23 protein-coding genes are annotated in these 25,513 nt (G+C 58.5%); 14 read left to right on the top strand and 9 right to left on the bottom strand.

The genetic code is table 11. The annotated features are described in order from the left end of the window. The first annotated feature begins 77 nt into the window (after window positions 1-77). From mutM to B2590_RS09515, 6 genes are all read left to right on the top strand, one after another. Window positions 78-902: a bifunctional DNA-formamidopyrimidine glycosylase/DNA-(apurinic or apyrimidinic site) lyase gene (gene mutM, locus B2590_RS09540; RefSeq protein ID WP_036211298.1), complete on the top strand. Its 825-nt coding sequence runs from the start codon at window positions 78-80 to the stop codon at window positions 900-902. A gap of 189 nt (window positions 903-1,091) precedes the next feature. Then, window positions 1,092-1,424, top strand: a complete 333-nt coding sequence (locus tag B2590_RS09535) for a hypothetical protein (protein WP_286811038.1) — start codon at window positions 1,092-1,094, stop codon at window positions 1,422-1,424. Window positions 1,425-1,501: 77 nt separating this feature from the next. Then, window positions 1,502-2,191, top strand: coding sequence for a GMP/IMP nucleotidase (gene yrfG / locus B2590_RS09530; RefSeq protein ID WP_036211304.1), 690 nt, complete (start codon window positions 1,502-1,504; stop codon window positions 2,189-2,191). Window positions 2,192-2,232: 41 nt separating this feature from the next. Beyond that, complete coding sequence (hslR, locus tag B2590_RS09525) at window positions 2,233-2,640, top strand: ribosome-associated heat shock protein Hsp15 (RefSeq protein ID WP_007154261.1); 408 nt, start codon at window positions 2,233-2,235, stop codon at window positions 2,638-2,640. A 61-nt stretch (window positions 2,641-2,701) separates the two neighbouring features. Next, window positions 2,702-3,556, top strand: coding sequence for an Hsp33 family molecular chaperone HslO (gene hslO, locus B2590_RS09520; protein ID WP_286811037.1), 855 nt, complete (start codon window positions 2,702-2,704; stop codon window positions 3,554-3,556). 175 nt (window positions 3,557-3,731) lie between these two features. Continuing rightward, window positions 3,732-5,264 carry a phosphoenolpyruvate carboxykinase gene (locus tag B2590_RS09515; protein ID WP_286811036.1) on the top strand — a complete coding sequence of 511 codons (1,533 nt, stop codon included), beginning with the start codon at window positions 3,732-3,734 and terminating at the stop codon, window positions 5,262-5,264. 149 nt (window positions 5,265-5,413) lie between these two features. Here B2590_RS09515 and B2590_RS09510 read toward each other — a convergent pair whose 3' ends face one another. Continuing rightward, window positions 5,414-7,837, bottom strand: a complete 2,424-nt coding sequence (locus B2590_RS09510) for a response regulator (RefSeq protein ID WP_286811035.1) — start codon at window positions 7,835-7,837, stop codon at window positions 5,414-5,416. Between the two features lie 360 nt (window positions 7,838-8,197). On the opposite strand from B2590_RS09510, the gene B2590_RS09505 reads away from it, so the two are divergent. From B2590_RS09505 to B2590_RS09490, 4 genes are read left to right on the top strand one after another with little or no spacing between them, the layout of a single operon-like run. Then, window positions 8,198-8,575, top strand: coding sequence for a nuclear transport factor 2 family protein (locus B2590_RS09505; RefSeq protein WP_286811034.1), 378 nt, complete (start codon window positions 8,198-8,200; stop codon window positions 8,573-8,575). A gap of 21 nt (window positions 8,576-8,596) precedes the next feature. Next, window positions 8,597-8,956 (top strand): VOC family protein, encoded by a 360-nt coding sequence (locus tag B2590_RS09500; RefSeq protein ID WP_286811033.1) that lies wholly within the window; start codon window positions 8,597-8,599, stop codon window positions 8,954-8,956. 20 nt (window positions 8,957-8,976) lie between these two features. Beyond that, window positions 8,977-9,462, top strand: coding sequence for a hypothetical protein (locus B2590_RS09495; protein WP_286811032.1), 486 nt, complete (start codon window positions 8,977-8,979; stop codon window positions 9,460-9,462). Between the two features lie 32 nt (window positions 9,463-9,494). Next, window positions 9,495-10,175, top strand: coding sequence for a hypothetical protein (locus B2590_RS09490; protein ID WP_286811031.1), 681 nt, complete (start codon window positions 9,495-9,497; stop codon window positions 10,173-10,175). On the opposite strand, the gene B2590_RS09485 is transcribed toward B2590_RS09490, so the two are convergent. Continuing rightward, complete coding sequence (locus B2590_RS09485) at window positions 10,139-11,419, bottom strand: MHYT domain-containing protein (RefSeq protein ID WP_286811030.1); 1,281 nt, start codon at window positions 11,417-11,419, stop codon at window positions 10,139-10,141. The genes B2590_RS09490 and B2590_RS09485 overlap by 37 nt on opposite strands. A gap of 160 nt (window positions 11,420-11,579) precedes the next feature. Next, the gene (locus tag B2590_RS09480) at window positions 11,580-11,759 is read right to left on the bottom strand and encodes a DUF2897 family protein (protein ID WP_286811029.1); all 180 of its coding nucleotides are present in this window, start codon (window positions 11,757-11,759) and stop codon (window positions 11,580-11,582) included. A gap of 82 nt (window positions 11,760-11,841) precedes the next feature. Between B2590_RS09480 and B2590_RS09475 the strand changes: the two genes are divergently transcribed. Then, window positions 11,842-12,510 carry a DNA-3-methyladenine glycosylase I gene (locus B2590_RS09475; protein WP_286811028.1) on the top strand — a complete coding sequence of 223 codons (669 nt, stop codon included), beginning with the start codon at window positions 11,842-11,844 and terminating at the stop codon, window positions 12,508-12,510. A 96-nt stretch (window positions 12,511-12,606) separates the two neighbouring features. After that, entirely contained in the window at window positions 12,607-13,344 is a 738-nt protein-coding gene (nfsA, locus tag B2590_RS09470) for an oxygen-insensitive NADPH nitroreductase (protein WP_286811027.1), read from the top strand. 18 nt (window positions 13,345-13,362) lie between these two features. On the opposite strand, the gene B2590_RS09465 is transcribed toward nfsA, so the two are convergent. From B2590_RS09465 to B2590_RS09455, 3 genes are read right to left on the bottom strand one after another with little or no spacing between them, the layout of a single operon-like run. Further along, complete coding sequence (locus tag B2590_RS09465; protein WP_286811026.1) at window positions 13,363-14,757, bottom strand: efflux transporter outer membrane subunit; 1,395 nt, start codon at window positions 14,755-14,757, stop codon at window positions 13,363-13,365. After that, window positions 14,750-17,947, bottom strand: a complete 3,198-nt coding sequence (locus B2590_RS09460) for an efflux RND transporter permease subunit (protein WP_286811025.1) — start codon at window positions 17,945-17,947, stop codon at window positions 14,750-14,752. Before B2590_RS09460 ends, B2590_RS09465 begins: the two co-directional genes overlap by 8 nt. Then, a complete protein-coding gene (locus B2590_RS09455; protein WP_286811024.1) occupies window positions 17,944-19,134 on the bottom strand; it encodes an efflux RND transporter periplasmic adaptor subunit in 1,191 nt (396 codons plus the stop codon). The genes B2590_RS09460 and B2590_RS09455 overlap by 4 nt, the downstream gene beginning before the upstream one ends. A gap of 415 nt (window positions 19,135-19,549) precedes the next feature. Between B2590_RS09455 and B2590_RS09450 the strand changes: the two genes are divergently transcribed. Then, window positions 19,550-20,509: an AraC family transcriptional regulator gene (locus tag B2590_RS09450; RefSeq protein WP_286811022.1), complete on the top strand. Its 960-nt coding sequence runs from the start codon at window positions 19,550-19,552 to the stop codon at window positions 20,507-20,509. Window positions 20,510-20,519: 10 nt separating this feature from the next. On the opposite strand, the gene B2590_RS09445 is transcribed toward B2590_RS09450, so the two are convergent. Next, entirely contained in the window at window positions 20,520-22,580 is a 2,061-nt protein-coding gene (locus B2590_RS09445) for a TRAP transporter large permease subunit (protein ID WP_286811021.1), read from the bottom strand. A 25-nt stretch (window positions 22,581-22,605) separates the two neighbouring features. After that, window positions 22,606-23,670 (bottom strand): hypothetical protein, encoded by a 1,065-nt coding sequence (locus B2590_RS09440; RefSeq protein ID WP_286811020.1) that lies wholly within the window; start codon window positions 23,668-23,670, stop codon window positions 22,606-22,608. Window positions 23,671-23,960: 290 nt separating this feature from the next. Between B2590_RS09440 and B2590_RS09435 the strand changes: the two genes are divergently transcribed. Beyond that, entirely contained in the window at window positions 23,961-24,233 is a 273-nt protein-coding gene (locus tag B2590_RS09435) for an HU family DNA-binding protein (RefSeq protein WP_286811019.1), read from the top strand. Window positions 24,234-24,274: 41 nt separating this feature from the next. On the opposite strand, the gene B2590_RS09430 is transcribed toward B2590_RS09435, so the two are convergent. Further along, the gene (locus B2590_RS09430; protein WP_414673562.1) at window positions 24,275-25,294 is read right to left on the bottom strand and encodes a putative solute-binding protein; all 1,020 of its coding nucleotides are present in this window, start codon (window positions 25,292-25,294) and stop codon (window positions 24,275-24,277) included. Window positions 25,295-25,513 lie beyond the last annotated feature (219 nt).

The following is a 25,513-nucleotide window of genomic DNA, read 5'->3' as shown; positions in this document are numbered from 1 at the left end:
GAACAACCGCATTTGGATGCGAATTTGTTACCGATTACACTTATCCGTTACCGCCCGTGCCGCTGGAGTATACCCCTTTGCCCGAATTGCCCGAAGTAGAAACCACCCGACGCGGCATCGCCCCCCATTGTGAAAACCGGACCATCACTCAGGTAACCGTGCGCGACGGACGCCTGCGCTGGCCCGTGCCGGGCAACCTCGCGGAACTGATCGAAGGCTCTGTCATCCACACCGTGGACCGCCGGGCCAAATACCTGCTGATTGGCGTAAGCTCGGCCACCGTTGCCGGAACATTGATCGTGCACCTGGGCATGTCCGGCAGCCTGCGGGTGATCACCGATCAGAGCGAGCCCCTACTTCATGACCACGTGGAACTGACACTCGACAACGGCATTCGCCTGCGCTTCAACGACCCCCGCCGCTTTGGTTGCTGGCTCTGGTCCGAAACACCGGACCAGCATCCACTGATCGCCAGCCTGGGGCCGGAACCCCTGGCACCGGAATTCAACGGGCGCCTGCTCTATCGACTCTCGCGGGGCAAGAAGACACCGGTAAAATCCTTCATCATGGACAACCATGTGGTGGTGGGCGTGGGCAACATCTATGCAAACGAAGCCCTGTTCAAGGCCGGCATCCACCCCCGTCGCGCCGCCGGCCGCATCAGCCTGGACCGCTACAACCGCCTGGTGGAAGCCATCCGCGAAACGCTCAGTGCGGCCATTCTCATGGGTGGAACCACCCTGCGGGACTTTGTGAACAGCGACGGCAAACCGGGCTATTTTGCCCAGTCGCTGCTGGTGTATGGCCGCAATGGCGAGTCCTGCCGCGAGTGCGGCCATCCGCTGAAGGAAATCCGGATGAACCAGCGCTCGACGGTTTACTGCGGAAAATGCCAGCGCTGAACGGCGGCCAGACAACTAATGAAACAGAAAAACCGTTTGAAAATACGCAAATATGATTCATAGTTAACAGAGTATCCATAATCGTAAGATACAATGTGCGGTATATGTATCGTCAGCCATTAAAGGCAGGGCGACCATCGGCCAGATCAGAATGCCGACAAGCTAAGGTAAGCTCAGGAGAAACAAGAAATGACCGGTAAGATTTCCCACATCGTTATTACAGCCGTAGCGGTTTGCCTGCTGGCTTTTTCCTCCGTCGGCCACGCCCAAGCCATTGACGAAGAGCCTACAGCGCTGGCAATGACAGGTGATGCGCTGTTTGTTCGCCCGGCCCTGTTTGCCACCACCATCGTGGGAAGCGTGGTTTACCTTGTGTCCCTGCCGTTCTCCGCACTGGGCGGTAACGCAGCGGAAGCCGGCGAGGTTCTGGTTGTTGGCCCGGCCAAAGCCACCTTTGTTCGCTGCCTCGGTTGTACTCGCACCGGCAGGAAACAACAGCCCATTGAACAAAGCAGTAACTGATCCGTAAAAACCCGCCTTGCCAATTTGTGCATTCTTCGGCAGCCTGACGTTTAACCAACTTCAGGCTGTTTTTGTTTATGGTGAACTGGCACTCCCTTGAGACGGTGTTCCTGGATATGGACGGAACACTGCTCGACCTGCATTTCGACAACCATTTCTGGCTTGAGCACCTGCCCAGGCGTTACGCCGAATACAACAACCTCAGCCCGGAAGAAGCCCGCGACACCATCATCCCGATGATCATGGCCGAGCGTGGTTCCCTGAACTGGTACTGCACCGACTACTGGAGCGACCGGCTGGATATGGACATCACCGGGCTCAAGGCCGAAGTGGGAGAACGCATTGGCTACCGCCCGCATGTGACGGATTTTCTCGACGCTGTCCGTGATACCGGCCTGCGCTCGGTGATTGTCACTAACTGCCATCCCGACCCCCTCAGCCTGAAACTTCAGCGCACCGGCCTGGACAGCCGGGTGGACAACATCATCTCTAGCCACCAACTGGGCAAACCCAAGGAAGATCCCGCCTTCTGGCAGGACCTCGCCGGCCTTGAAGCCTATCAGGCTGCCGCCACATTAATGGTGGACGACAGCTTCCCGGTCCTGGAAAGCGCCCGCACCGCCGGCATCGCCCAATGTCTTGCCATTCTGGCACCAGACAGCAGGCAACCCGCCCGCGACCGGCACCCTGATATCCCCTCGATCCATCATTTTGATGAAATACTGCCGGCACTGCGTCAGCGCCAACCCCTGCCATCCGGCCAGTGAGCCAGCTATACTATGCGTATACGCTCATCAGGTGAGGAGAAATGACGGCAACCACCACTGACGACACCCGCGTAAGACTCGACAAATGGCTGTGGGCAGCACGTTTCTACAAAACCCGCAACCTCGCCAAGCAGGCCATCGAAGGGGGCAAGGTTCACTACAACAGCCAGCGAACCAAACCCGGAAAACTGGTGGAGCCAGGCGCCAAAGTTACCCTGCGGCTGGGCTGGCAGGAACGCATTGTGGTAGTGGACGACCTCAGTGACCGGCGCCGGGGCGCTCCCGAAGCCCAGAAGCTTTATCACGAAACCGACGACAGCGTGAAACGCCGGGAAGAACTCTCGTGGCAGCGCAAAACCATGCAGGCGGCGCAGCTACCCCCGGCCCGACGGCCTTCCAAGAAAGACCGACGGGACATACAGCGCTTCCGGGAACAGAACGGGCTCTAGCATTCCTGTTTTTCGCCCCAATGATCACCGTTTCCGACTTTAACGCTCAGGAGAAATACCAATGGCATCCCGGGACCAGTTCCAGCGATTTATTTTTGAAGACAGCCAGGTCCGGGGAGCCTGGGTGAAGCTGAACGACAGCTACAGCGAAATAGGCAACCAGGCCCCCTACCCCGCCTCCGTGCGGCGCATGCTGGGGGAGTCCCTGGTGGCCAGCGTACTGATGAGCAGTACGCTCAAGTTCGAAGGCACCCTGTCCCTGCAAGCCCAGGGCGATGGCCCGTTGCGCACGCTGATGGCCGAGTGCAGCCATGACCGTTTCATCCGCGGCCTGGCCCGTTACGACGAACACGCCGTGACCGAGGACTCCCTCAATGCGCTGCTGGGCGAAGGCCGCATGGCGATCACCATCTCCCCGGACAAAGGCCAACGCTACCAGGGCGTGGTGCCCCGGGAAGAGGAAAATCTGGCCGGCTGCCTGGAAGAATACTTCGAACGCTCCGAGCAGATCCCCACCAGCTTCTTCCTGTTTGCCGATGAAAACTGCAGCGCCGGCCTGATGCTGCAGAAACTGCCCGGCAACACAGAAAAGGATTCCGACCTGTGGGATCGCCTTAACCACCTGGCCAGCACCGTGGAAGCCGAGGAGCTATTGACCCTCGACAGCGAAACCGTGCTCCATCGCCTGTTCCACGAAGAGACGGTTCGCCTGTTCGATGCCGAACCGGTCGCCTTCCGCTGCAGCTGTTCACGGGAGCGAACCCTGGGCGCCCTGGAATCCATCGGCAAGGAGGAGTGCTACAGTATCCTCGACGAGCAGGGCTCCATCGAAATGGACTGCCAGTTCTGTCATCAACACTATCGCTTCGATAGAAACGATATTGATCACCTTTTCACCGGCCATACGTTACACTGAACACCCGGCTGAATGGCCCGGAAGCCAGTCGTAGAGCGGCTTCCGGGGCAGTCGTTTTTTACCGGCGTCTCTGGCATAATAGCGCGCCTGAATTGACCCGATTGCTCAGATTTCCGTCAATTTTTAGGGGGGACGGCCCGAGCAATCACGATCACATCCCGAGGGCGAGGTCGAAGTGAGTAACACTTATAATGATCTGAGTGCAGCACAACTGGTTGAGCAGGCACTGGAAAGACGCGAGGGCCAACTGGCCGCAAATGGTTCCCTGGTGGTCAAAACCGGTGAACGTACAGGCCGGTCCCCGAAAGACCGCTACATCGTCGAAGAGCCCAGCACCTCTGACGATATCCATTGGGGCCCCATCAACCGCCCGTTCGACGCGGACAAGTTTGATGCCCTCTGGGATCGCGTTGAAGCCTACATCGCCGAGAAAGACAGCTTTGTAAGCCAGGTACACGTCGGCTCCGACCCGGAACACTACCTGCCGGTACGCATGACCACCGAAACCGCCTGGCAAAACCTGTTCGGCCAGAATCTGTTCATTCGCCCGGATAGTTTCAACCCGGCCGACAAGCAGGAGTGGCAGATCCTCAACGCCGCCAATTTCGAGTGCGTGCCCGAGCGCGACGGCACCAACAGCAACGGCTGCGTGATCATCAACTTTGCCAAGCGCAAGGTACTGCTGGCAGGCATGCACTACGCCGGCGAAATGAAAAAGGCGATGTTCTCCGTACAGAACTTCCTGCTGCCGGAAAAAGACGTGCTGCCCATGCACTGCTCCGCCAACGTCGGCGAAGACGGCGAAACCTGCCTGTTCTTTGGCCTCTCCGGCACCGGCAAGACCACCCTCTCCGCCGACCCCGATCGCTTCCTGATCGGCGACGACGAGCACGGCTGGGGCCCAGGCACCGTCTTCAACATTGAAGGCGGCTGCTACGCCAAGTGCATCGACCTGAGCCAGAAAAACGAACCCATCATCTGGGACGCCATCCGCTTCGGTGCCATCGTTGAGAACGTCACTATCGACCCGGAAACCCGCGAACCGGACTATACCGACGTCTCCCTCACCGAAAACTCCCGCTGCGCCTACCCGCTGGAGCATGTTGAGAAGCGAGTCATTGAGAACCGCGCCGGCGAGCCGTCACACATCGTTTTCCTGACCTGCGACATGACCGGCGTACTGCCGCCCGTGTCCATCCTCAGCAAAGAAGCCGCGGCCTACCACTTCCTCAGTGGCTACACCGCGTTGGTGGGCTCCACGGAAATGGGCTCCTCTTCCAAGCTGAAAGCCACCTTCTCCACCTGCTTTGGCGCACCTTTCTTCCCGCGCCCGGCCGGCGTCTACGCCGAGCTGCTGATGAAGCGCATGGACGAATTTGGCAGCAAGGTCTTCCTGGTGAACACTGGCTGGACCGGCGGTCCTTACGGCGTGGGCGAACGCTTCAGCATCCCCACCACACGTGGCATCATCGCCGCCATCCAGAATGGCGACCTGGACGATGCCGAAACCGAGCACCTGCCCACCCTGAACGTGGACGTGCCAGTTGACGTACCGGGCGTGGACAACAACCTGCTAAACCCGCGCAACACCTGGGCCAGCAAGGAAGACTACGACGCCAAGGCCGCCGAACTGATTGGCCAGTTCGTGGAAAACTTCAAGAAGTTTGATGTTTCCGACGCCATTGTGGAGGCCGGGCCAAAAGTGTAAGCCCGCCTCTGCTGAAGAAAGCGCCCTGCTCTTTGAGTACGGCGCTTTTTTTGTATCTGAGTAGGCCCGTCACGTACGACAGCTACGAAAACTCAACCCCTCTCTCAGGGGTGGGAAAACCGTGCTCGGCGTTGCGCCAGTGACCACCCTCACAACTCGAAATTCATAACCACTTCTGGCGCCTGGATGAAATGCCCCTGGAAATAGCGAACGTTTCGCTCCCAGAACCAGGACACTGCCCTGGCATCCTCCACGCCCGTGGCCACAATCGGCAAGCTGGAACCAAAAATAGCGGTAAGCTGGCGGATCAGGTTTTCGAGCTCCGGTGTCTGTTCCACAGTCGAGCCATATTTTGGCCCAAGTTTCACGAAATCGACGGATTGCAGTTCTTTCAGCAAATCAATGGTCGCCTGACTGATATCGATGTGTTCGATAATCAGTCCGCAGTCCATATCCTGAAGCACCTTGAGCACCTGTCTGGCCTTCGCCACATCCGTAAACACGGTTGGACTGGATAGGGCAAGATAGATTCGGCGTTTACCCTTGATGCGCGCGTTGCGCATCTGGCTGGTGAGAAATGGAATCAACTTCGCCACGTCCGTCATTGGTGAGGCAAGCTTAATGGCCACAGAGTGGCTGGCAGCGGCTTTCCCCTCCAGCTTTGAGAGCCCCTCCAATGCGTGCTCCATAACCCAACGATCCAGATCATAGAGAGATCCATGACCGCCGTCTGCCAATTGAGGTAAAAACTGGCCGGGGAAATACACGGCGTTGTCCTCGTCCACCAATCGTACGAGTGCCTCAAACAGTATGTCTCCGGAATCCATATTCACGATCGGCTGATAGTGCAACTTGAAGGCTTTGGCATCCAGCAGTTCACGTATACGATCATCCAGACTACTGTGCTCAGAGCGCTCCGGCGGCTGGTGCCACATCAGGCATCCGCCTCCCGCTTGCATTGCCTCGCTACAGGCCTGCTCGACTTCCAGTAGCGCTTTGTCTTCATTCACCGCTTCGGTAAGGGGCAGCACACCGATGCTGAGGGTAATCGGGATGGGCGGCTCGCCCAGAGCCCACCCCTGACTGTTCAAACGCTGGTGAAAATGCTCAAGGTACGCGCCGACTTCTGTACCCGCGGGAATAATGACCTTGAACAGAAAGCTACCACCCCCCAAAGCACAGCCGGAATCACTCACACCCAACTGATTGGCAAAGTTCTGCTCCATGCGAGCAGTGAGACTCGCCATAGCGCGCGCTCCGTACTGAGCGCGCAGATACTCTTCCCGGTCAATGCCAACCTGCACCAAAAAACAGTCCTGACTGGCCGGCGTCGTTTCCAGGTAGGCAATCGAAGTAGCCAGTTCGGTCAGGAAATAGTCGTGGTTTTGCAGTCCCTGGCGTTCGTTGCGCTGGCTCACCAGGTTGATGCGCGCTGAAAGCAGCTGAGCCTGCGCGAGGTGATAATGAAGCGCGGCCAGAAACCGCTCGTTGTCCAGCGGTTTCTGAAAAAATTCGTTGCCCGTCATGCTGTACTTGCCAATCTGCTCCGAGACCGCTTGTGAGGCCGACACAAATAGAATGGGAATGGTCATGTACCGGGCATCCTGACGTAGCACCTGTGCCAATTCCAACCCCTGGACCCCGGGCATCTCGTGGTCAAGTACAATGGCGTCCGGCTCGAATTGTTCAATGCGATCAAGGATTCGCACCGACTGAGACAGACCTTCAACCTCATAGCCTTGCCCAGCCAGCAGACTTTCGTAGTAGGCGAGTAAATCGCTGTCGTCTTCCACCCAAAGCACCCGCGGTCTTGAGCCCGCGTTGGTATTCAGCAATTGCTCGATCTGCTTCTCCAGGTCTCCCAGATCCAGGGGTTTGGTGAGATAGCTATCCGCCCCGGCCCGGAGCGCGCGCATTCGCGCGACCATATCGCTGCGAGCCGACATCATGATCACCGGTATACTGGCATCCCATCGGTATTTCAGTCGCTCAAGCCAAACGATCCCTTCCAGTGCGCCCTCGGGGAAACTGATGTCCAGCAGAATCAGGTGATGATTGTGGTCGTCCACTTTCCGGCTGTATGTCTCTGGCGTCTCGAAGCACTCCACTGTATAGCCCAACTGCTCCAGCCAACTCTGCAGAAAATCCGACTGATTACGATCATCTTCAATGACGGCAATGCGATGGTGGCTCTTTGTGGCCGCCCTAACCGCCGTTACCGCTTGGATTGGTGTGGCCGTATGGATTGCTTTCTCAATGGCTCCTACCAGATTGTCGAGAGACGTCTCGATTGCATGTCGCTCGTCCACCGTTACATCCGGTTTGTTCAGCACTTTCTGCAATTGATCTTCCAGAATCCGGGCTGAGTGGCTGATGTCTGGGAACTGAAAGGTCGCACCACTGCCATACAACTTGTGGGCACACTGCGTCATGGTAGTCAGCGATTTCGAGTCCCAACTGACGTGCTGCAGCCAATGCCAGGACGCATGGAGTTCTTCCAGACGCGCAGGAAGACGTTCAATATATCGCTGCCTCAGCTCTTGGCCCTTTGGCCCCAGGTCGACGCCTGCCATTGTTGAACCTCATCTACTATGCATGGATGATATGAGTATGAATCCGGTCTCACGTTGTAGCGATACGTTGGAGTAAACGAGAATCCGATAGCAATGGTTTCAAACATTTCTGAAACTGCCACACCTCGCCGTCAGGCACAATGGGCAGGGTGAGTAACTCTCGAACCTTAACCGGCCATTCAGGCCTGGATCGACGGTATGAAATCGCTACCGGGATACCTCCGGATGCCAGGGATTAAATAAGGTTGAAGACTCCACGGCGATAACAATAATCGCTATGCTTTGATCTGGGTGGTAGAACAATGCAATCTACTCATATCCAGGCATTTAAATCGTCCTGTCTTGGAATGGAGTCTGTACATGCAGCCAAAAGACGTCGTGGAACAGTTCATCGCCGATACCCGGGCTCATCGCTTTGATGAGGCAAAAGCGTGGCTGGTTGCCGACGGGTTTGAATATGTGGGGCCGAACATGCATTTCCTCAGTCCGGATGACATGTTGTCCTACCAGTTCGGGATGGCCGCCATCCAGAAAGACCTCGTCCTCCGCCAGCTCAGTGCCGACGGGGAGCACGTATTCGCGATTCTGGATTACCGGACCAACTTTGAACCAATTGGGGATGTGCGACTGGCCGTCTGGTTCCGCGTGCGCAACGATAAGATCCAGACGGTTGAAGCCTTCTATAATGCCGCGGTGGTTGAGAACATGCTGGGAGGCAACCTGCCTTCGGCTAACTGACGCTGACGGGAACCAGAGGACATGAAAGAAACCGGAAAGATCAACTATGTTGAGCTCCCTTCGCGAGATCTTGACGTCACGAAGCGGTTCTTTGCCAGCGCGTTTGGCTGGTCGTTCATAGACTACGGGCCAGAATACGTTGCTATTGAAAATGCCGGGCTGGATGGTGGCTTCTTCAAATCCGATAAAGCCGCCACCACCAGTAACGGCAGTGCCCTGATTGTCCTCTACAGCACTGACCTGGATGCCACCCTCGACAAAGTAACGTCTTCGGGTGGCACCATCGTGCAGGGCATTTTTTCGTTTCCAGGCGGTCGCCGTTTTCATTTCTCGGACCCCAATGGCAATGAGTATGCCGTTTGGTCTGAGCCAGTGGTGTAAACCGACTTCAGGAGCCCAAAATGCCAAGGAAGACATTGCGCAATATCAGCTTGTCAGCACTTCTCACCCTCCCTGCCTTGACGTTAGCCGGCCAGCCCACATCGGTTGACTACCTCGCCAGCAAGCCTTTGCTGCTGGAAATCCGCTACTGTGAGTGCCCGGCCACCACACCTGGTGGCGCCCCAGGCGATGTGTTGCCGGAGTTTCTGGATGAGTCGAGGGCTCTAAGGGTGGGAGCAGTCACAACCGAACACAGTAACTTTGTTGCTTCGCGGGCGCTCTCCATGGGATATGAGATCAGCCCGGTGGAAAAGCCCTCGGGTTCGTTCCAGATCACCTATGCCAGTGAATACACAACTCTTGATGGCAGCCTCTCAGGCCAGGGGACGCTGGTGCTGGAAGCAGGCCAATGGGTAAGTTTTCTCGGATCCAGCCTCCAAACTGAAGCCGGGGCGAAACATATCGGTGTTGCGCTTCGGCTGGTGGATCAAAGCGCCTCCCAATAGAAAGCACCTCCTAATAGAGAGAAACGCCGCCGATGATACGCATTCCTTTTCCCCAGGCACCGGACTACCCAGATGTTGAACCGGGTTTCGATGGGCCAAAGGTGGCGGCGATTCATGGCCTCATGGGCCATGACCTTATGCGGAAACACCTGCTTCGCATGATGAGGGAGACCGGTTACCGCGATGCAACGATATACAGCCATTTGCATCCCACGAAAGCCATCGCGGACGATTTATGCGAAGCAGTTGGCGCCAACCGCAGGATAGCCATCGTCGGCTATAGTCAGGGCGGTTTCGAGGCGATCAAGGTGGCACGTGAACTCGCCCGGCGTGACATCACAGTCGACCTGGTTGTGACCATTGCGGCGGGTGGCTTGGGCCGAACGTTACCGGCCCAATGGGGGTTCAATCCCCGCGAAGTGCCGGCCAACGTATCCAGATGCCTGAATTTTTTCTCCGAGGGCGACCGGCTTGGCTCCGATCAAAAGCCTGAGCGCAATCTGGTGCAAGCCAGCCGCTCAGGCCAGTACGTTGAGAATATTGTCTTCCCGAAGGACGAACACATATCCCACGTTCGATTGGTCATCTGCTACCCGGAGTCACGAGTGCATCCTACCGTCAGAGCTCAGTTGCTGGACCGGCTGCAAACTGAACTGGCGACGTTGACGCGCCAGCATCATGTTTCCGGCAGTGCTGAACGCGCCTCAAAGTAATCCGCAGATTTTACCTCTTCCTTCAGGCTGGCGAGTCCCAGCTTTCGGAGCTCTGAGGTTTCCATCGCTTTTTTCATCAGCATCCGGCTATTACGCCCTGAATTGGGGAACACGCTCTGCCCGGCCCGAAGTTCGAGCGTAACGCCCCCATCCGTTTCTCTCGGAAGGTCACGAAGACGCTGGTACATGTCTTCGTACTTGTGGTGGGCAGGGTTCGTCACGATCAACACAAACGCACTGGTTGAATAACGTGACAGGTAAGTTCCGTCATCAACGGCTGTCGTCACAGCCTTGGCAAGAGCTGCTATTGCCTCCTCAGCCTGGTTGTCAGGAATGTCCCGATGGTTGGCAACCTCCAGGTAGAGCACCGCGAAGACGTGTCTGTCGGTTTCACTCCTTGCCAGCTCCCTGACCAGATGATTCGCCAGGCTGGCTCGGTTGGGCAGTCCTGTGGTCGAATCGTACAGCGCTTTGCGCTCAACACGCTGTGATTCCTCCAGCGCCTGTATTTCAGCGTTCCGGCGTTGCTTGACGTCATTGGCGGAGGCATAAAGAGCAATCAGGATTAACACACCACTGACCAGAGCCAGAGGAGCTCCCAGCCAATCACCCGATAGCAGGTTATCTGCGGCGGGCATGGCGTTTTCAGGATAGATCATGGCGGCCATGCCAGTGTAGTGCATACCGCAGATAGCTACGCCCATGGCCAGGGCGGCGCCGAGCTGGAGGGCGGTTCCTTTCAGGCCTTGTATTGACTGCAAACGGCGGCAAATGAACATGGCCACGCCCGAGGCTCCGACCGCAATAACAACGGAAGCACTGAATAAAACCGGGTCGTAACGCATCCCCGGCTCCATCTCCATGGCCGCCATGCCGACGTAATGCATGGACGTAATGCCGCCGCCCATAAACAGGCTGCCGATGACGATCTGCAGCGCGCCCGCTCGGTCCTTGCCGATGATATGGAGGGCCAGCCCCGAGGCTCCCACAGCGGCAACCCAGGAAATCAGGGTAATGGTGAGGTCGTAGCTCATTTCCATCGGCATCACATAAGCCTGCATGCCTACGAAATGCATAACCCAGACCCCGGTCCCCATCGTCAGAGCCCCGAGCACCAGCCATAGTCTGGCTTTTGCCTGTTCGAGAGTTACAAGCTGTGCGCCGAAATAGAGCGCGCTGTACGACGCCAGAACCGCAACCACAAAGGATGCGGCAACCAGGGTGTAATCGTAATATCCCGTCATTCTGAAACCCGTTTTCTGGATGGATGCTGTTCACGATCAGTTTCGCCAGTGGCCAAACTGCCGTGAAATGAGAAATCCATCACACTTACGGGCTGTGTTGTTCTATCGTTTCAAAAACAATGTGAATTCTCGTGAAATGTACAATGGCGAAGTCGGCGGCTTACCACTGCTCCCGGTCTTCCGCGCTCTCCTCCGCCTCGACTTCGGCCTTGCGCTCCTGAATCTTTTTCATCTTTTCATCAGAAATTTTCATGCTGTTAGCATTGTCACGCAGCACCATCAGGCTGCCGACTATCAGGGCGAAAGCAACTAGGACAATAACCCATCCGATAAGAGGCATGGCTTGGCTCCTTCAATGAACCCGTTTACCTTATAGTGGACCACACGCCTTCAACCCGACAACCGGATTCGGAAGTTACTCCATGTCCTTCTCCAGAATTTATAATCAGGCGGCCGCCCGAAAAGGAGGCGAAGTCGCGCTACGTGCCATGCTGCCGCGGGTTGCAGAGCCCGGTGAGCTCGAAGCCATGGGTGACGACCGCTACCTGTCGGAAGTTACCCGCTGTGTCTTTAAAGCGGGTTTCGTGTGGCGGGTAATCGAGAACAAGTGGCCGGGGTTTGAAGATGCCTTCAAGGGATTCGTGCCGCTTTACTGGCAGCAGGTTCCGCCGGAAGTGCTGGAGGAACTGGCACAGGATGAGCGCATTGTGCGCAACATGCAGAAAATTCGCACGGTGCCTGACAACGCCCGGATGATTGTGGATGGCGCCCGTGAGCACGGTGGCTTTGGCGCTTTCCTGAGCCAGTGGCCTTCTCACGATCAGGTCGGCCTGCTGATGTGGTTCAAACGCCACGGTGCCCGCCTTGGCGGCAACACCGCCCAGAATTTCCTGCGCCGGGTAGGCTGGGATGGCTTTGTCCTGTCGTCGGATGTGGCTGCCGGGCTGCATCGCGAAGAACGGCTCGATGCCAGCCCCGGCAGCAAAAAGGCCCTGGTGCAGGCGCAGCAGGCGTTCAACGACTGGCATAAGGAAACCGGCCTGCCCTACAGCCACCTGTCGCGAATTCTGTCTTACTCAGTGGGAGACTGACCGTTTCGGCCCTACGTCTTTATCCCGTGGGTATTTTGCTATCACTGTCCGCCAATGGCAGGATAAGCGCTTTCCGTTGTCATGCTGAAGGGCGCTATGAATCCCACCATTGAACTTCTTAAATCACACCGTTCGATCCGCAAGTTCCAGAACCGCAGGATTCCCCGCGAACTCTTCGAGGAACTGATCCGGGCCGGCCAGAGCGCCGCTACATCCAGCCACGTGCAGGCCTACTCCATTATCCATGTGGTCGATCCGAGGAACCGAGAGGCCCTGGCCGAGTTGAGTGGCGGCCAACGCTATGTGGCGGAAAGTTCAGATTTCCTGGTGTTCTGCGCGGATATGAAACGGGCCACGGATGCGGCGGAACGCGCGGGTGCCGAGGTGGTCCGCGGGATGACCGAGCAATTGTTGGTGGCCAGTATCGATACCGCCCTGGTGGCCCAGAACGTTGCCACAGCGGCGGAATCGGAGGGGCTGGGCCTGTGTTATATTGGTGGCATCCGCAACAACCCGTCGGAGGTCAGCGAGTTACTACGCCTGCCAGAGCACGTGTATCCGGTATTCGGCATGTGCCTGGGGTATCCGGACCAGGCTCCGGAGGTGAAACCGCGACTGCCACTGGCGTCCATCCTGAAAGAGGATTACTACCAGAGCGAACGCGATGCGGAGCTGGTGGCAGAGTTCGACACTACCATGAACACCTATTACCAGGCCCGCACCGGGGGCACCAAGGACACCACCTGGTCGCAACAGCTGAAACCACTGTTTACATCCAAGTTGCGCCCCCACATGCGGGATTTCCTGCGTGGCAAGGGCTTCGAAATGAAGTAATGATAATCGCCGGGATACTTACCCCGGCGCACCTACCAGCGAGCGGTATACATCCACCATCGCCAGGGTCACCGCTGTGCGGCTACGCACAGCGGCATCCCGGGTAGCGGTGAACTCCTGTTCCGCCGTCAGCACCTCGAAATAGCCGATAAATCCCTCCTCATAGCGAGCCCGGGCCAGTTCCACGGCTTGCTCGGCGTTATTCATCGCATGCTCTAGCCGCTCTTCCCGCTGTTGCGCCCGCTGATAACGCACCAGCCGCGTTTCTGCCTCTTCCAGGGCTACCAGCACGGTTTGCTGGTAGCTGGCCAAGGCCGCGCGGCTATCGGCCCCTGCCGCCTCGATACGGGCCTTGACCCTGTCGTGGTCCAGGAAGGTCCAGTCGATACCGAGGGCAACGCGGCGGGTTTCCGCCGAGCCAGTGAACAGATCGCTGGTGTCGCCGGCAACGGAACCGATCAGCCCGCTCAGGGTAAAGCGAGGGAACAAGTCAGCGGTGGCCACCCCGATGCGGGCGGTGGAGGCCGCCAGACGTCGCTCAGCGGCGGCGATATCCGGGCGGCGGCGCAGAACCTCCCCTGGGCTATCCACGGGAATCGTCGGTAATGTTTCCGGCAATGCTCCACGAGGCGACAGGGTTTCGACAAGCGCCATCGGCGGCTGGCCAGTCAGCACAGCGATGCGGTGCATGGCCCCACGTATCCCGGCCTGCAGGGTGGGCAACTCGGCCCGGGTCCGTTCCAGTTGGGCACGGGCACGCACCTGATCAAACTCGGTACCACGCCCGGCCTTTACCCGGGCTTCCACAATGTCCAGTGACTGCTGCTGCAAAGCCACACTCTGGCGGGCGACCTGATACTGCTCCTGAAGCCCTCGCAGCTCAAAATAGCTGCTGGCCAACTGCCCCGCGATGGCTACCTGAACGGCACCGAGATCGGCACCGGCTGCCTCCAGTTCCGCCCTTTGGGCCTCCGTCGCACGGCGAAGGCGCCCGAACAGATCCAGCTCCCAACTGGCGGCAACGCCAGCCTGGTAACGCTGCACCCGTTCTGGCCCGGCACCGGGGGGAGATTGCTCAATATCCGCAAGATACTGTTCGGCGGCGGAGGCGCTGGCGGTGACGCTGGGCCACTGATCCCGCTCGGCGCCATACAGCAGCGCGGCCGCGCGCTCATAGCGAGCGACGGCGCCTTCCAGGCTGAGGTTGGCGGCCAGGGCATCATCAATCAGGCGTGCCAGCAAAGGATCATCAAATCCCTGCCAGAAACGCTGCTGGTCGGTTCCACCGGCAAACATGATTCGCCCTTCCGAAAACGCATTCGGTTCCGGTGTCGTCGGGGCCTGGTAATCCGGGCCCACGGCACATCCCGTTAACAGGGCCATAGCCCCAGTCATGGTGATGACTTTAAGCATGGCTACCTCCTGGCAATGCGTCTTCGCCGTCATCGGAAGACAGTGTGGATGTATGATGGCTTTTCAGCGGGTGGCTTCCAGAGAGCTTGCGCAGCGCCACGTAGAACACCGGCGTCAGGAACAGGCCAAACAGGGTGACCCCGATCATGCCGGCAAACACGGCCGTGCCCAAAGCCTCACGTACCTCGGCGCCCGCACCGGTAGCCAGCACCAGGGGAACAACCGCTGCCGTGAAGGTGATGGAGGTCATGATGATGGGCCGCAGCCGCAACCGGCAGGCTTCCAGCGCCGCCTCTACAATGCTCCGCCCTTGCAGCTCGAGCTCGCGGGCGAATTCCACGATCAGGATGGCGTTCTTGCAGGCCAGGCCAATCAACACCACCAACCCCACCTGAACGAAGATGTTGTTGTCCCCGCCGCCAAACCACACGCCGATCAGGGCTGAGAGCATACACATGGGCACAATGAGGATCACCGCCAACGGCAGAGTCCAACTCTCATAAAGCGCTGCCAATACCAGGAACACCAGCAGGATGGCCAGCGGGAACACCACCAGCGCGGCATTGCCCTGGGTGGCCTGCTGATAGCTCAGGTCGGTCCATTCAAACGCCATTCCGGCAGGCAGCACCTGGTCCGCCAGTGCGGTCAGCGTATCCATGGCCTGAGCCGACGACAGCACCCTGGGGTCCGCCTCCCCGGCAATGTCCGCAGCGGGGTAGCCGTTGTACCGCAATACCGGGTCCGGTCCGAAGCTCTGGCGGATGTTCACCATGGAGCCGATCGGCACCATCTCGCCCTGGTCGTTGCGGGTACGCAGGCGGGCAATGTCCTCCACGCTGTCGCGGTAGGGGGCGTCTGCCTGGGCGATGACCTGCCAGGTACGACCAAACCGGTTAAAGTCGTTGACGTAGGTGGACCCCAGGTAGGTCTGCAGGGTGTCGAACAGTTCGGTCAGGGGCACGCCCTGGGCCTTGGCCTTGAGCCGGTCCACTTCCGCATCCAGTTGCGGCACATTGGCCTGGTAACTGGTGATGGGATACCCCATGCCCGGTGTCTGGCTGATGGCCCCCTGGAACTGGTTCACCGCGTTCTGCAGGGCCCCGTAACCGAGATTCCCACGGTCCTCGATGAACAACTGATAGCCGGAGCCGTTGCCCAAGCCCAGGATCGGCGGAGGCATGAAGGCGAAGGCAAAGCCTTCTTTCAGCCCGCTGATTCGCTGGTTGATCTGAGCATTGATCTCCGCGGCACTGAGGTTGCGCTCGTCAAACGGTTTCAGAGGGAAGAACACCACACCGGTGTTGGAGGTATTGGTGAACTGTAGTGCGTTCAGGCCGGGAAACGCCACGGCGTTGGCCACACCCTCGGTCTCCATGGCGATGTCGGTGACTTTCTGGAGCAATTGATCGGTACGCTCCAGGGAGGCGCCCTCCGGCAGTTTCACACCGGCGATCAGGTACAGCTTGTCCTGGGTCGGGATAAAGCCTGGCGGTACCGCCTTGAACATCAGCCCGGTGCCGGTCAGCAACAGCGCATAGACCACAAACACAGCGCCACGCCGGCGCAGGGAACGGGACACTCCGCCCTGGTACTTCCCGGCGCTGGCGTTGAAGAAACGGTTGAAAGGCCGGAACACCCAGCCAAACAACGCATCAATCACTCTCTGCAACCGATCTTTGGGCGCGCTGTGGGGCTTTAGCAACATCGCCGCCAGAGCTGGAGAGAGTGTCAGCGAGTTGATGGTGGAAATCACCGTGGAAATGGCAATGGTCACCGCGAACTGCCGGTAGAACTGGCCGGTCACCCCGGAGAGGAACGCCATTGGAATGAACACGGCGCACAGCACCAGACCGATCGCAATGATGGGACCAGACACTTCCTTCATGGCCTGGTGAGCCGCCGCCAGCGGTTTCAGGCCTTCCTCGATGTTACGTTCGACGTTTTCCACCACCACGATCGCGTCGTCCACCACGATGCCAATAGCGAGCACCAGGCCGAACAGCGTCAGGGTATTGATGGAGTAGCCCAACAGGTATAGCGCGCCGAAGGTGCCAATGACCGACACCGGTACTGCCAGCAACGGGATAATCGACGCCCGCCAGGTCTGCAGGAACAGCGTGACCACCAATACCACCAGCAACACCGCCTCCAGAAGGGTGGCAATGACCGCCTTGATGGAGTCGCTGACGAAGATCGTAGTGTCGTAAACCGCTTCATATTCAACCCCTTGAGGGAAACGGGAAGCCAGTTCATCCATGGTTGCGATCACTTCGTCGCGGATTTCCAGAGCGTTGGCGCCCGGCGCCTGGAAAACACCCAGGGCCACCGCATCCTTACCATCCAGCTGCGAGCGCAAGGTGTAGTCACCGGCCCCCATTTCCAACCGGGCCACGTCTTCCAGGCGCAGAATCTCGCCGTTGTCGCCACGCTTGAGCACAATGTCACCAAACTCTTCCACCGTCTCCAGCCGGCCACGGGCGTTGATCAGTGTCAGGAAGTCGCTGTCCGGGACCGGCTCCGCGCCAATCTGACCGGCTGATACCTGCACATTCTGCTCACGCATGGCGCGGACCACATCGCTCGCCGTCAGACCACGGGCGGCAATACGGTCCGGGTCCAGCCAGGCGCGCATGGCGTAATCACCGCCACCAAAGATCTGCGCGTCGCCAACACCCTGGATACGGGCCAGCCGGTCACGCACATGCAACCGCGCGTAATTGCGCAGGTATAGCGTGTCATAGGTGCCGCTCGGCGAGGTCAGGTGCACCACCATCAGGAACGTGGGCGACTGCTTCTGGGTCGTCACGCCCTGGCGCCGCACCTCCTCCGGCAGCCGGGCCTGGGCCTGGCTGACACGGTTTTGCACCCGCACGGTGGCTTCCTCGGCGTCGGTGCCTGGCCGGAAGGTGACAGTCATCTGAAGAACGCCGTCCGAGCCCGCCACGGACTTGAAGTACATCATGTCTTCAACGCCACTGATGGCTTCTTCCAGCGGCGTGGCCACGGTTTCTGCAATTTCCTTGGGATTGGCGCCGGGGTAGACGGTGCGCACGACAACCGACGGCGGCACCACTTCCGGGTACTCGCTGACCGGCAGGTTCGGAATGGAAATCAGCCCGATGGCAAAGATGATGATGGACAGCACTGCCGCGAATATCGGCCGGTCGACAAAAAATCGGGAGATATTCATTGCGCCAGCTCCTGAGCTACGACAACGGCGCCTTCTCCCCGGGCGGATTCTTTCATGGCAACCAGCTGCGGCTTGACTTGCATACCGGCGCCAAACACCTTCTGCACACCATTAATGATCACAAGGTCGCCATGGTTGAGGCCTTCACGGATCACCTGCAGATCATCCACCTGACGGCCAGTGGTGACCTGCCGGGGTGCAACCCGATTCTGTTCATCCACCACGTAGACAAAACGGCGGTCCTGGTCAGTCAACACCGCCTTGCGGCTTACCAGTAGTGCCTGGTCCAACTCGGCAACGGGCATTTCCACACGGGCAAACTGGCCGGGTTTAATCAGACCGTCCAGGTTGTTAAGCACGGCACGGTACTGCAGGGTGCCGGTCCCCGGGTTCAGGTGGTTGTCGACGAAGTCCAGCTCGCCCTTGTACTGACCGCCGCCCTCGCCACCCAGCGAAATGCGCACACCCCTGGGCTGGCCATTGGCAAGTAACTGCTGGCTACTGAACGCGGATTGTTCGTCGGCTTCGAAGTACACGTGCACCGGATCCACCGAAACCACGGTGGTGAGCAGGCTCTGGTCGGCGTTCGCCAGGTTGCCCTGAGTCACCAGGGCCCTGCCGGTACGGCCGCTGACGGGTGCGGTTACACGGGTGTATTGCAGGTTCAGCTCGGCGGTATCCAGAGCGGCCTGGGCCGCCTGCACACGGGCCCGCGCGCTCATCAACGCGGTATTGCGCTGATCGTATTCCTCACGGGATATTGCCCGGCTTTCCAGCAGCGTCCTGGCCCGACCAGCTTCACTTCTGGCCAGATCAAGCTGGCTGTTGGCCAGCGCCAATTCAGCGCTGGCCGCCTGCTTTTGGGCTTCGTAGGGGCGTGGATCAATTTGGAACAGCAGATCCCCGGCTTTCACCAATTCCCCTTCTTCGAAGGCCACTTCATCGATGTAGCCACTGACGCGGGGCCGCAAGTCCACCGTTTCCGGCGATGCCACACGACCAGTGAAGGATTCCCAGAGAGTGACAGGTTCCACGACCACTTCCGCCACATCCACTTCCGGCGGAGGCGGCATGCTCGCCGCTTCATCGCTTTGCGCCTCGCAGCCGGTCAATAAAACAGTTATCGCTACAGCCAGGCCCAGTAAACGGCCAGACCCTCTGAACGGTTTTGCAGTCAGACTTTCCATGGTTTCTCGCTCCGCTATCGGGGCCGCCTTGTGGGCGTTCCCGGTGTTGCCAAGTAATCGGTTGGATCACTTGTTAAGTCGCTTGGGGTATAACAAATTCGACACGAAGCCTATTTCCTCAAGCTAACTTGAGGTCAATGGCCCTGAATCGAAATGCTGGCTATGGGTGACATAGCGCTGGTTTATCGGATCGGGTAATGTTTACCCAACGGGAGCACAACAATATCCAGTGGAAGGATAAAAGCGGTATCGGGTTACTGCGGGAAGCTTGCCCGATTCTGCCGGCATGATTTATGCCGGAGAGACCGGGTTGCCGATTTCTGCGCGGTCATTGCCTGATCCTGCAGAAAGCGCATGAGACCCCGTACAGTTCAGGTTATGAAGGATTATACTGCCGCTAAAGGGAGACCCACCGATGACTGCCAACGTTCCTGAGATTTCCGGAAATCTCACGCTCAACCTGCAGCAACAGCTCGCTCGTGTCGCCCGTCAATGGACGACACACCAGGGTATTCAGGGTTCCGCCATTGATGGCTTGGAATTAATACGCTGCGACGAGCCTTCCAGCTGTGGGTCCAGTGTCTATGAGCCTTCTTTATGCTTCGTGATTCAGGGCACCAAGATCATCCAACTGGGTGACCGCGAGATCACCTACCAGCCCCTGTCCTATCTCGCCAGTTCGGTACATCTTCCGGTACTGGGGCGAATTGTTGATGCTTCGGAGGAACACCCCTATCTGGCAGCAAAGCTCAAGGTAGACCCTCAGGAAGTGGCGGAGCTGGTGCTCGAACTGGGTGACAAGGCACCCCCGCTGCACCCGAACGAAGCCTGCCCGGAAGTGCAGTGTGGCCTGTGCATGTCGTCGATGGATGAGCGGATGCAGAGCGCGCTCTACCGGTTGCTCAGCCTGCTGGATTCTCCCGGTGACATTCCTATTCTGGCGCCTCTGGCTCGGCGGGAAATCATCTATCGCGCACTGATTGGCGAGATGGGGTCACGGATGCGCAAGTTTGCCGCCACCGATTCCCAGGCACACCGCATTTCCACGGTCATCTCGACGTTGAAGGACCACTACGCCGAACCGCTACGAATCAGTGAACTGGCGGAAGCGGCCAATATGAGCGAGTCCACCCTGTACCACAGTTTCAAGCAGGTGACCCGGATGTCGCCACTGCAGTTCCAGAAGAAACTGCGTCTGCATGAGGCCCGGCGCCTGATGCTGACCGAGGGGCTTGAGGCTGCCACCGCCAGCTATCGGGTGGGTTACGAAAGCCCTTCGCATTTCAGCCGCGAATACAGTCGCCTGTTCGGTGCACCGCCCAGGGCCGACGTTACTTTGCTGCGTGGCGAACACCGGGCTGCAGAGCCCGTTTGACCCCTGAAACTCAGGCGTAGAACAGCAGCGGCACAAACGCCACCAGTACCAGTGAAATGCCCATGGCAATCAGTGGCATGATGATACGCTCGTGGCGCTGGTAGAAGGTGCCCTCTTCCTGCTGTGCCGCCAGCACTTCCGCTTCCCCGACGACCTGCCGCGTCAGCAGGTGGTTCAGCGCCACCGGCGGGCTTAGATAACCCAGCTCAAAGGCGACCAGGGTTACCATCCAGAAGTGAATCGGATGTATGCCACTGCTGTAGGCGATGGTAGCCACGGTGGCGGTCACCAGGATAACGGCGCCGAAGGCGTCCATGATCATGCCCAACACCACCAGGATCAGCACCATCAGCAGCATGGCAGACCAGGCACTGTCGAACGCCTGGGGGAAGGTTCCCATGATGTGGGAGCGTTCGATCACCCCGCCGATACTGACCGACAGGCCCAACAACAGTAACAACGCACCGATTTCCGCGGTGGTGTCGTTAGTGGCCGAACGCAAGCTGCGTTCCAGGCCCTGATGGTTAATCTCGCCACTGGCCCGACCCTTGCGGTTTTTCAGGCTGACATGTTCATACAGCAGGATGGCCAGCATAATCACCGGCAACAACCGGGGGGCCGAGAATTCATCCATCTGCACATCCAGCGCAAAACGGTACAACAGAACCACCGCTGCGATTACCAGCGCATAGGGGATCAGATGCTTCAACGCTGACATCATCGGTGGAAAGGCCGTGGAAGCCGGAGCCAGGTTAAACCTGCTCTGACGGTTCACCGTGAGGGCCACCACCGTGAACATGGTCGCGGTGAGCACGAACACCCATATACCCCAGCCAAACAACTCGTCCGTGGTGACTTCCCTGTTCAGGTAGGCAATGACCACCACCAGCAGGCAGGGCCGCAGGACCACACCCATGGAACCGGACATGGCGGTTGCCGCCAGGGCCAGGTGACGGCGGGCACCGGCAGCACGTAGTTCGCTGTAAATGACCGCACCGGCCGCAATGACAAAGATCCCGGACGCGCCAGTGTAGGCAGTGGGCACCGCAGCCACCAGCACCGCTACGACAGCGAGCATTTCAGGCGGCATGCGCCAGGGCCGGAAGACGTTGAACACCAGGGTGGCCAGGCGCGTCTGCTTCAGCATCATGCCTACCCACACGTACAGTCCGACGTTCAGGAACATGTCGGAGAGCTCCATCATTTTGCCCAGATAGATACCGATGCCGGAGGCGTGACCAATCAACGCAAAATAGGTCCCCGATATAAGACACATGGCGGTATAGAGAGGCACCGCCAGGAAGGCCTTGTTCAGATCACCGCCTTCCCTCAGGTCATCCGGCACCCTGACGAGCCGGTACAGACTGGTAAGCGTCAGTGCGGCAAAACCGGTAATCCACAGGTTATGGAGTAACAGTTCATCAGACGACATGGTGGTGTCGGCGCCAAAACTGGACTGGCGGAAGATCACGCTGGACCCCAGAAGCATGGCATTGGCGACGGTCTGCAGCGTGTGGGAAACCATGTAGTCCAGGCGGGTTTCCATGGCCCGCATGGCAATATGGTGGCGAGTCAGGGTGGCGGTCACCGCGCACAGCATGACCAGGATCACCAGTATGTAGCGCTGGGACTCCAGGCCGAAGGCGATCAGGTCGGCCACAAACAGCTCCACAGCCCGGTAGGCTTTGACGCCTGGAGTAAGCTTGTCCTTGAGATTCTCGTAACTCTGATAGCTCTGGCGGCAGTCCGCCACCGAACGTTCGATGGCCAGACGAACCTCATCCGGGTCTTTCTCGGACTCTCCCAGAAGGGCCGCCATGGGGTTGTCGGAGCCCTCTTTCGCCAACTCTTCCTGAACGGCGGCGTCGATGTCCACGTTCGGGTCACAGGTGGGTTGTACCGGGTCGACCCTCAGCTTGTAGTAGCCGCTCCACAATTGCTCGCCGCCGCGCAGCATCTGATTGTGGATGTCGCTGCTGGTGGAAAACAGCACCACCGACAGCAGAAGCAGACAGGCCGGCAGAGAGGACAACCACTCCAACCCATTACGTCGAAAACCACCCTGGGTCATAACAGCTCACTCTGGGAACATTGATTTACAGCAGATCGTCCAGATCCATGGTTTCGACCGCTTCCTTCTCGTCATCCCAGAAGGTACCCAGTTGCCCCATGGGCGTCCGGTGCCCGGTATTCTCCATCCACAGTCGATCGGAGATCGCCACAATCATGTCCGTGGCCATCGCATCGACAAAGGCCCACTCCTCGTTCGCTGGCGTTTCCTCGATGGCCTGAGCGTGGCTACGGATCACATCGCGAAGGCGTTCCTCGTCACCTTCGTTCTGGGCCGCGATGGCGTGGAACACATGGCTGATCCTGACACCAGCTTCCTCGCCCTGGGCGTCGGCAATTTCCAGCCGTTCGAAAGGGTCCTCGCCTTCTGGCAGTGCGCCAGGAATCATTGCCCAGACAGTCGCACGCAGTGCCATGGGAGCCCCCCACCATTTGTCGTTTTCCAGACAACGGGTCGCGCGCGAAACCGTAGAGCCAATGTTCTTGGGGACGCCGATGGACGAGGTGGACTGAATTTCAGCGTTCAGGGCCTGCAAGCCAGACAACAAGCCCGCCATGTAGATGAACTCGCCCAGGTCATCATCGAAACCAGGGCACTCACCCGCATCGGGTTTGCCATAGAAGGCGTTATGGTGCTTCCAGCCCCGGTGATAGCGTTTGGCGGCCAGGGAAAGTGCGCGCTTCTGGCGAATCATGGCGTCTTCCGCTTCTTCCGCATCCATCGCGCGCAGTGCCGCCAGGCCATCCAATTCGTGTTCCCGTGCCTGCTCCTCTGCACACCCGCCAGCCGACAGGTACAGCATTACCGCCAGTTGGTCAGGCTCACTGGTAACCCGACCGAAAGACATCAGCAGGGGCGCGGTGGCCTCACTCATGGCGCAACCCATGGCGAGATCGTCACTTTCCAGCAGATAGGGTACGGTGTGGTTGCGAGAAAAGCCCTGCATCACGTCGCCGGTGGTTTTGTAGATCATGTTGTTGACGACACCACAACCACTCAAAACCACACTGGCAAGTACAGCGGCCATTGCTCCACGGAAACGTGTATTGCCCCGGTGAGCCGGACTGGCGGGTTTCTGAAAACTCGTCATAACGTAATACCTTCCACTTTTCTGCGTTTTTGTTGTGCGGAGCATTTGTTCAGAACCGGAGTGTCGCCAGGCCGAGGCAGCACTCACAATCTGTTACGGTTTGTAACCAAAACGGTATTATCGCCGACAACTCCCTGTTTTTATGAGACACGTCCCGCAATTGGATACGGAGTTTCAAATGCATTCTGATTACCGGTTTGCACATTGGCCTGCAAACCGCTATAGATTTGATCAGCCGACGGTTTCGCATCCGCCGGCCAGTGACCAAAAACGACAAAAAGGAGTACCCGATGCGCAAACCTGAACTTGCCGCCGCCGTTGCGGATAAAACCGGACTGTCCCGGGACAAAGCCAGCGAAGTCATCACCGCTTTTACCGATCAGATCTCCTCGGCCGCTGCCCGTGGCGAAGATACCACTCTGATCGGCTTCGGTACTTTCAACATCCGCAGCCGTGAGGCTCGGGATGGCCGTAATCCTCAAACCGGTGCAACCATCAAGATACCCGCCAGCAAAACCGTCGGCTTCAAGGCAGGCAAGGCACTGAAAGACTCCATCCGTTAAGGCGCTAACCGGGGCCCGCCCGGGCCCCTTCCATTCTCGGCTCAGGAGGCGCACTCGGAACGGGAACCGTCCACCCGGCAACGAATCGCTTTCATCAGGCTGATCGCACGTGTGTCGTAGACACCATCCTCCAGCAACGACAACCGCACTTTGCGCAGCATCTTGTCGTACTCGGCCACATCTTCCTGTGGCGGATGCATCCAAACGTCGTCGGGAATACCAGCCTCGGCTTCGGCGATGATTTCATAGGCCTCGTCAATGCGTTTGATGGCCTGGTCACGCACCATCTGGCCAGCATCGTCCGGGAAGCGGTCGCGGTGGATAATCACCTGGAAGTTCATATAGGCCAACGCGTACTTGAACACCCCGCCGTTCGGATTCACGCCCTTGTAGAGTTCCAGGGGCGAGTATGCGACTGCCGGGGCGTAGGCCAGATCAACACTGCCGTTGTTGAATTTGCCGGCAAAATTGGCCGAGTTGGATCCCACCACAGACGCCCCCACGTGGCGCACCATGCGCACGGACGCGGTGTCGAAATCCAGCGTGGCAATGCGTTTTCCCTGCAGTTTTTCCACCGAATCAATGGCCCGATCCCGGGTGTGGAGGTACACCGCGCCGCCGGGGAACACGCCAGCCACTTCGTAGTCACCGTCAATCAGGAACGGGCGTGCCTTTTCCTGGCTGAGGGTGTTGTACAGCAGCCGCATTTCCTCTTCACCGGGCACAGCGCCCATGGCTTCCAGGGTGCCGGTAAACTTGTTGAATTCACGGGCGCGGGTACCGGTCAGCAGGACGGCGTCACACTGGCCGGCCTTGAAGTCCTCGGCGGCGACTTTCTCGTCGGTATAGGCACGCAGGTCCAGCCTGATACCTTCCTTGAGGGCCACTGGCTGGAAGGTTTTGGTAATGGCAAACAGAGGCCCGTTGGCACCGACCGGATCAAACACACAGAAGCTTCGCTCCATGATGTCTGATTCCGCCTGGACGAACGGCGACAACACAAGAGTGGCACACAAGGCTACCACCGCAGTGGCCTTTCGCGGGAGGTTGACTGATTTCACGGGGATGACTCCTGAATTATTATTGTAGGGCGACGGCACATCCACATGTGCACAGGTCACCGCATTCCTTCGCCGAGACTATGCCGGCGATGGTAAGAATACGTTGGCACAGGTGCCTGTCTTCAAGGGCTCTGGGGCAAAAAAGTAAGGAACTGTGACGGGCTCGACAGAGGCTACGCAACCTCTGCCACACTTTGCTGATATGAAGCGATCTGAAGA

It is taken from the genome of Marinobacter sp. UBA3604 (assembly GCF_002375325.1).
Lineage (GTDB): Bacteria > Pseudomonadota > Gammaproteobacteria > Pseudomonadales > Oleiphilaceae > Marinobacter > Marinobacter salarius.
This window is presented reverse-complemented; position numbering and strand designations above follow the sequence as displayed.

Excerpts from the sequence above, each read along its gene's own strand:
- B2590_RS09535 (WP_286811038.1), top strand. The coding sequence starts at position 1,092 with ATGACCGGTAAGATTTCCCACATCGTTATTACAGCCGTAGCGGTTTGC.
- yrfG (WP_036211304.1), top strand. The coding sequence starts at position 1,502 with ATGGTGAACTGGCACTCCCTTGAGACGGTGTTCCTGGATATGGACGGA.
- hslR (WP_007154261.1), top strand. The coding sequence starts at position 2,233 with ATGACGGCAACCACCACTGACGACACCCGCGTAAGACTCGACAAATGG.
- hslO (WP_286811037.1), top strand. The coding sequence starts at position 2,702 with ATGGCATCCCGGGACCAGTTCCAGCGATTTATTTTTGAAGACAGCCAG.
- B2590_RS09510 (WP_286811035.1), bottom strand. The coding sequence starts at position 7,837 with ATGGCAGGCGTCGACCTGGGGCCAAAGGGCCAAGAGCTGAGGCAGCGA.
- B2590_RS09505 (WP_286811034.1), top strand. The coding sequence starts at position 8,198 with ATGCAGCCAAAAGACGTCGTGGAACAGTTCATCGCCGATACCCGGGCT.
- B2590_RS09500 (WP_286811033.1), top strand. The coding sequence starts at position 8,597 with ATGAAAGAAACCGGAAAGATCAACTATGTTGAGCTCCCTTCGCGAGAT.
- B2590_RS09495 (WP_286811032.1), top strand. The coding sequence starts at position 8,977 with ATGCCAAGGAAGACATTGCGCAATATCAGCTTGTCAGCACTTCTCACC.
- B2590_RS09490 (WP_286811031.1), top strand. The coding sequence starts at position 9,495 with ATGATACGCATTCCTTTTCCCCAGGCACCGGACTACCCAGATGTTGAA.
- B2590_RS09485 (WP_286811030.1), bottom strand. The coding sequence starts at position 11,419 with ATGACGGGATATTACGATTACACCCTGGTTGCCGCATCCTTTGTGGTT.
- B2590_RS09480 (WP_286811029.1), bottom strand. The coding sequence starts at position 11,759 with ATGCCTCTTATCGGATGGGTTATTGTCCTAGTTGCTTTCGCCCTGATA.
- B2590_RS09475 (WP_286811028.1), top strand. The coding sequence starts at position 11,842 with ATGTCCTTCTCCAGAATTTATAATCAGGCGGCCGCCCGAAAAGGAGGC.
- nfsA (WP_286811027.1), top strand. The coding sequence starts at position 12,607 with ATGAATCCCACCATTGAACTTCTTAAATCACACCGTTCGATCCGCAAG.
- B2590_RS09465 (WP_286811026.1), bottom strand. The coding sequence starts at position 14,757 with ATGCTTAAAGTCATCACCATGACTGGGGCTATGGCCCTGTTAACGGGA.
- B2590_RS09460 (WP_286811025.1), bottom strand. The coding sequence starts at position 17,947 with ATGAATATCTCCCGATTTTTTGTCGACCGGCCGATATTCGCGGCAGTG.
- B2590_RS09455 (WP_286811024.1), bottom strand. The coding sequence starts at position 19,134 with ATGGAAAGTCTGACTGCAAAACCGTTCAGAGGGTCTGGCCGTTTACTG.
- B2590_RS09450 (WP_286811022.1), top strand. The coding sequence starts at position 19,550 with ATGACTGCCAACGTTCCTGAGATTTCCGGAAATCTCACGCTCAACCTG.
- B2590_RS09445 (WP_286811021.1), bottom strand. The coding sequence starts at position 22,580 with ATGACCCAGGGTGGTTTTCGACGTAATGGGTTGGAGTGGTTGTCCTCT.
- B2590_RS09440 (WP_286811020.1), bottom strand. The coding sequence starts at position 23,670 with ATGACGAGTTTTCAGAAACCCGCCAGTCCGGCTCACCGGGGCAATACA.
- B2590_RS09435 (WP_286811019.1), top strand. The coding sequence starts at position 23,961 with ATGCGCAAACCTGAACTTGCCGCCGCCGTTGCGGATAAAACCGGACTG.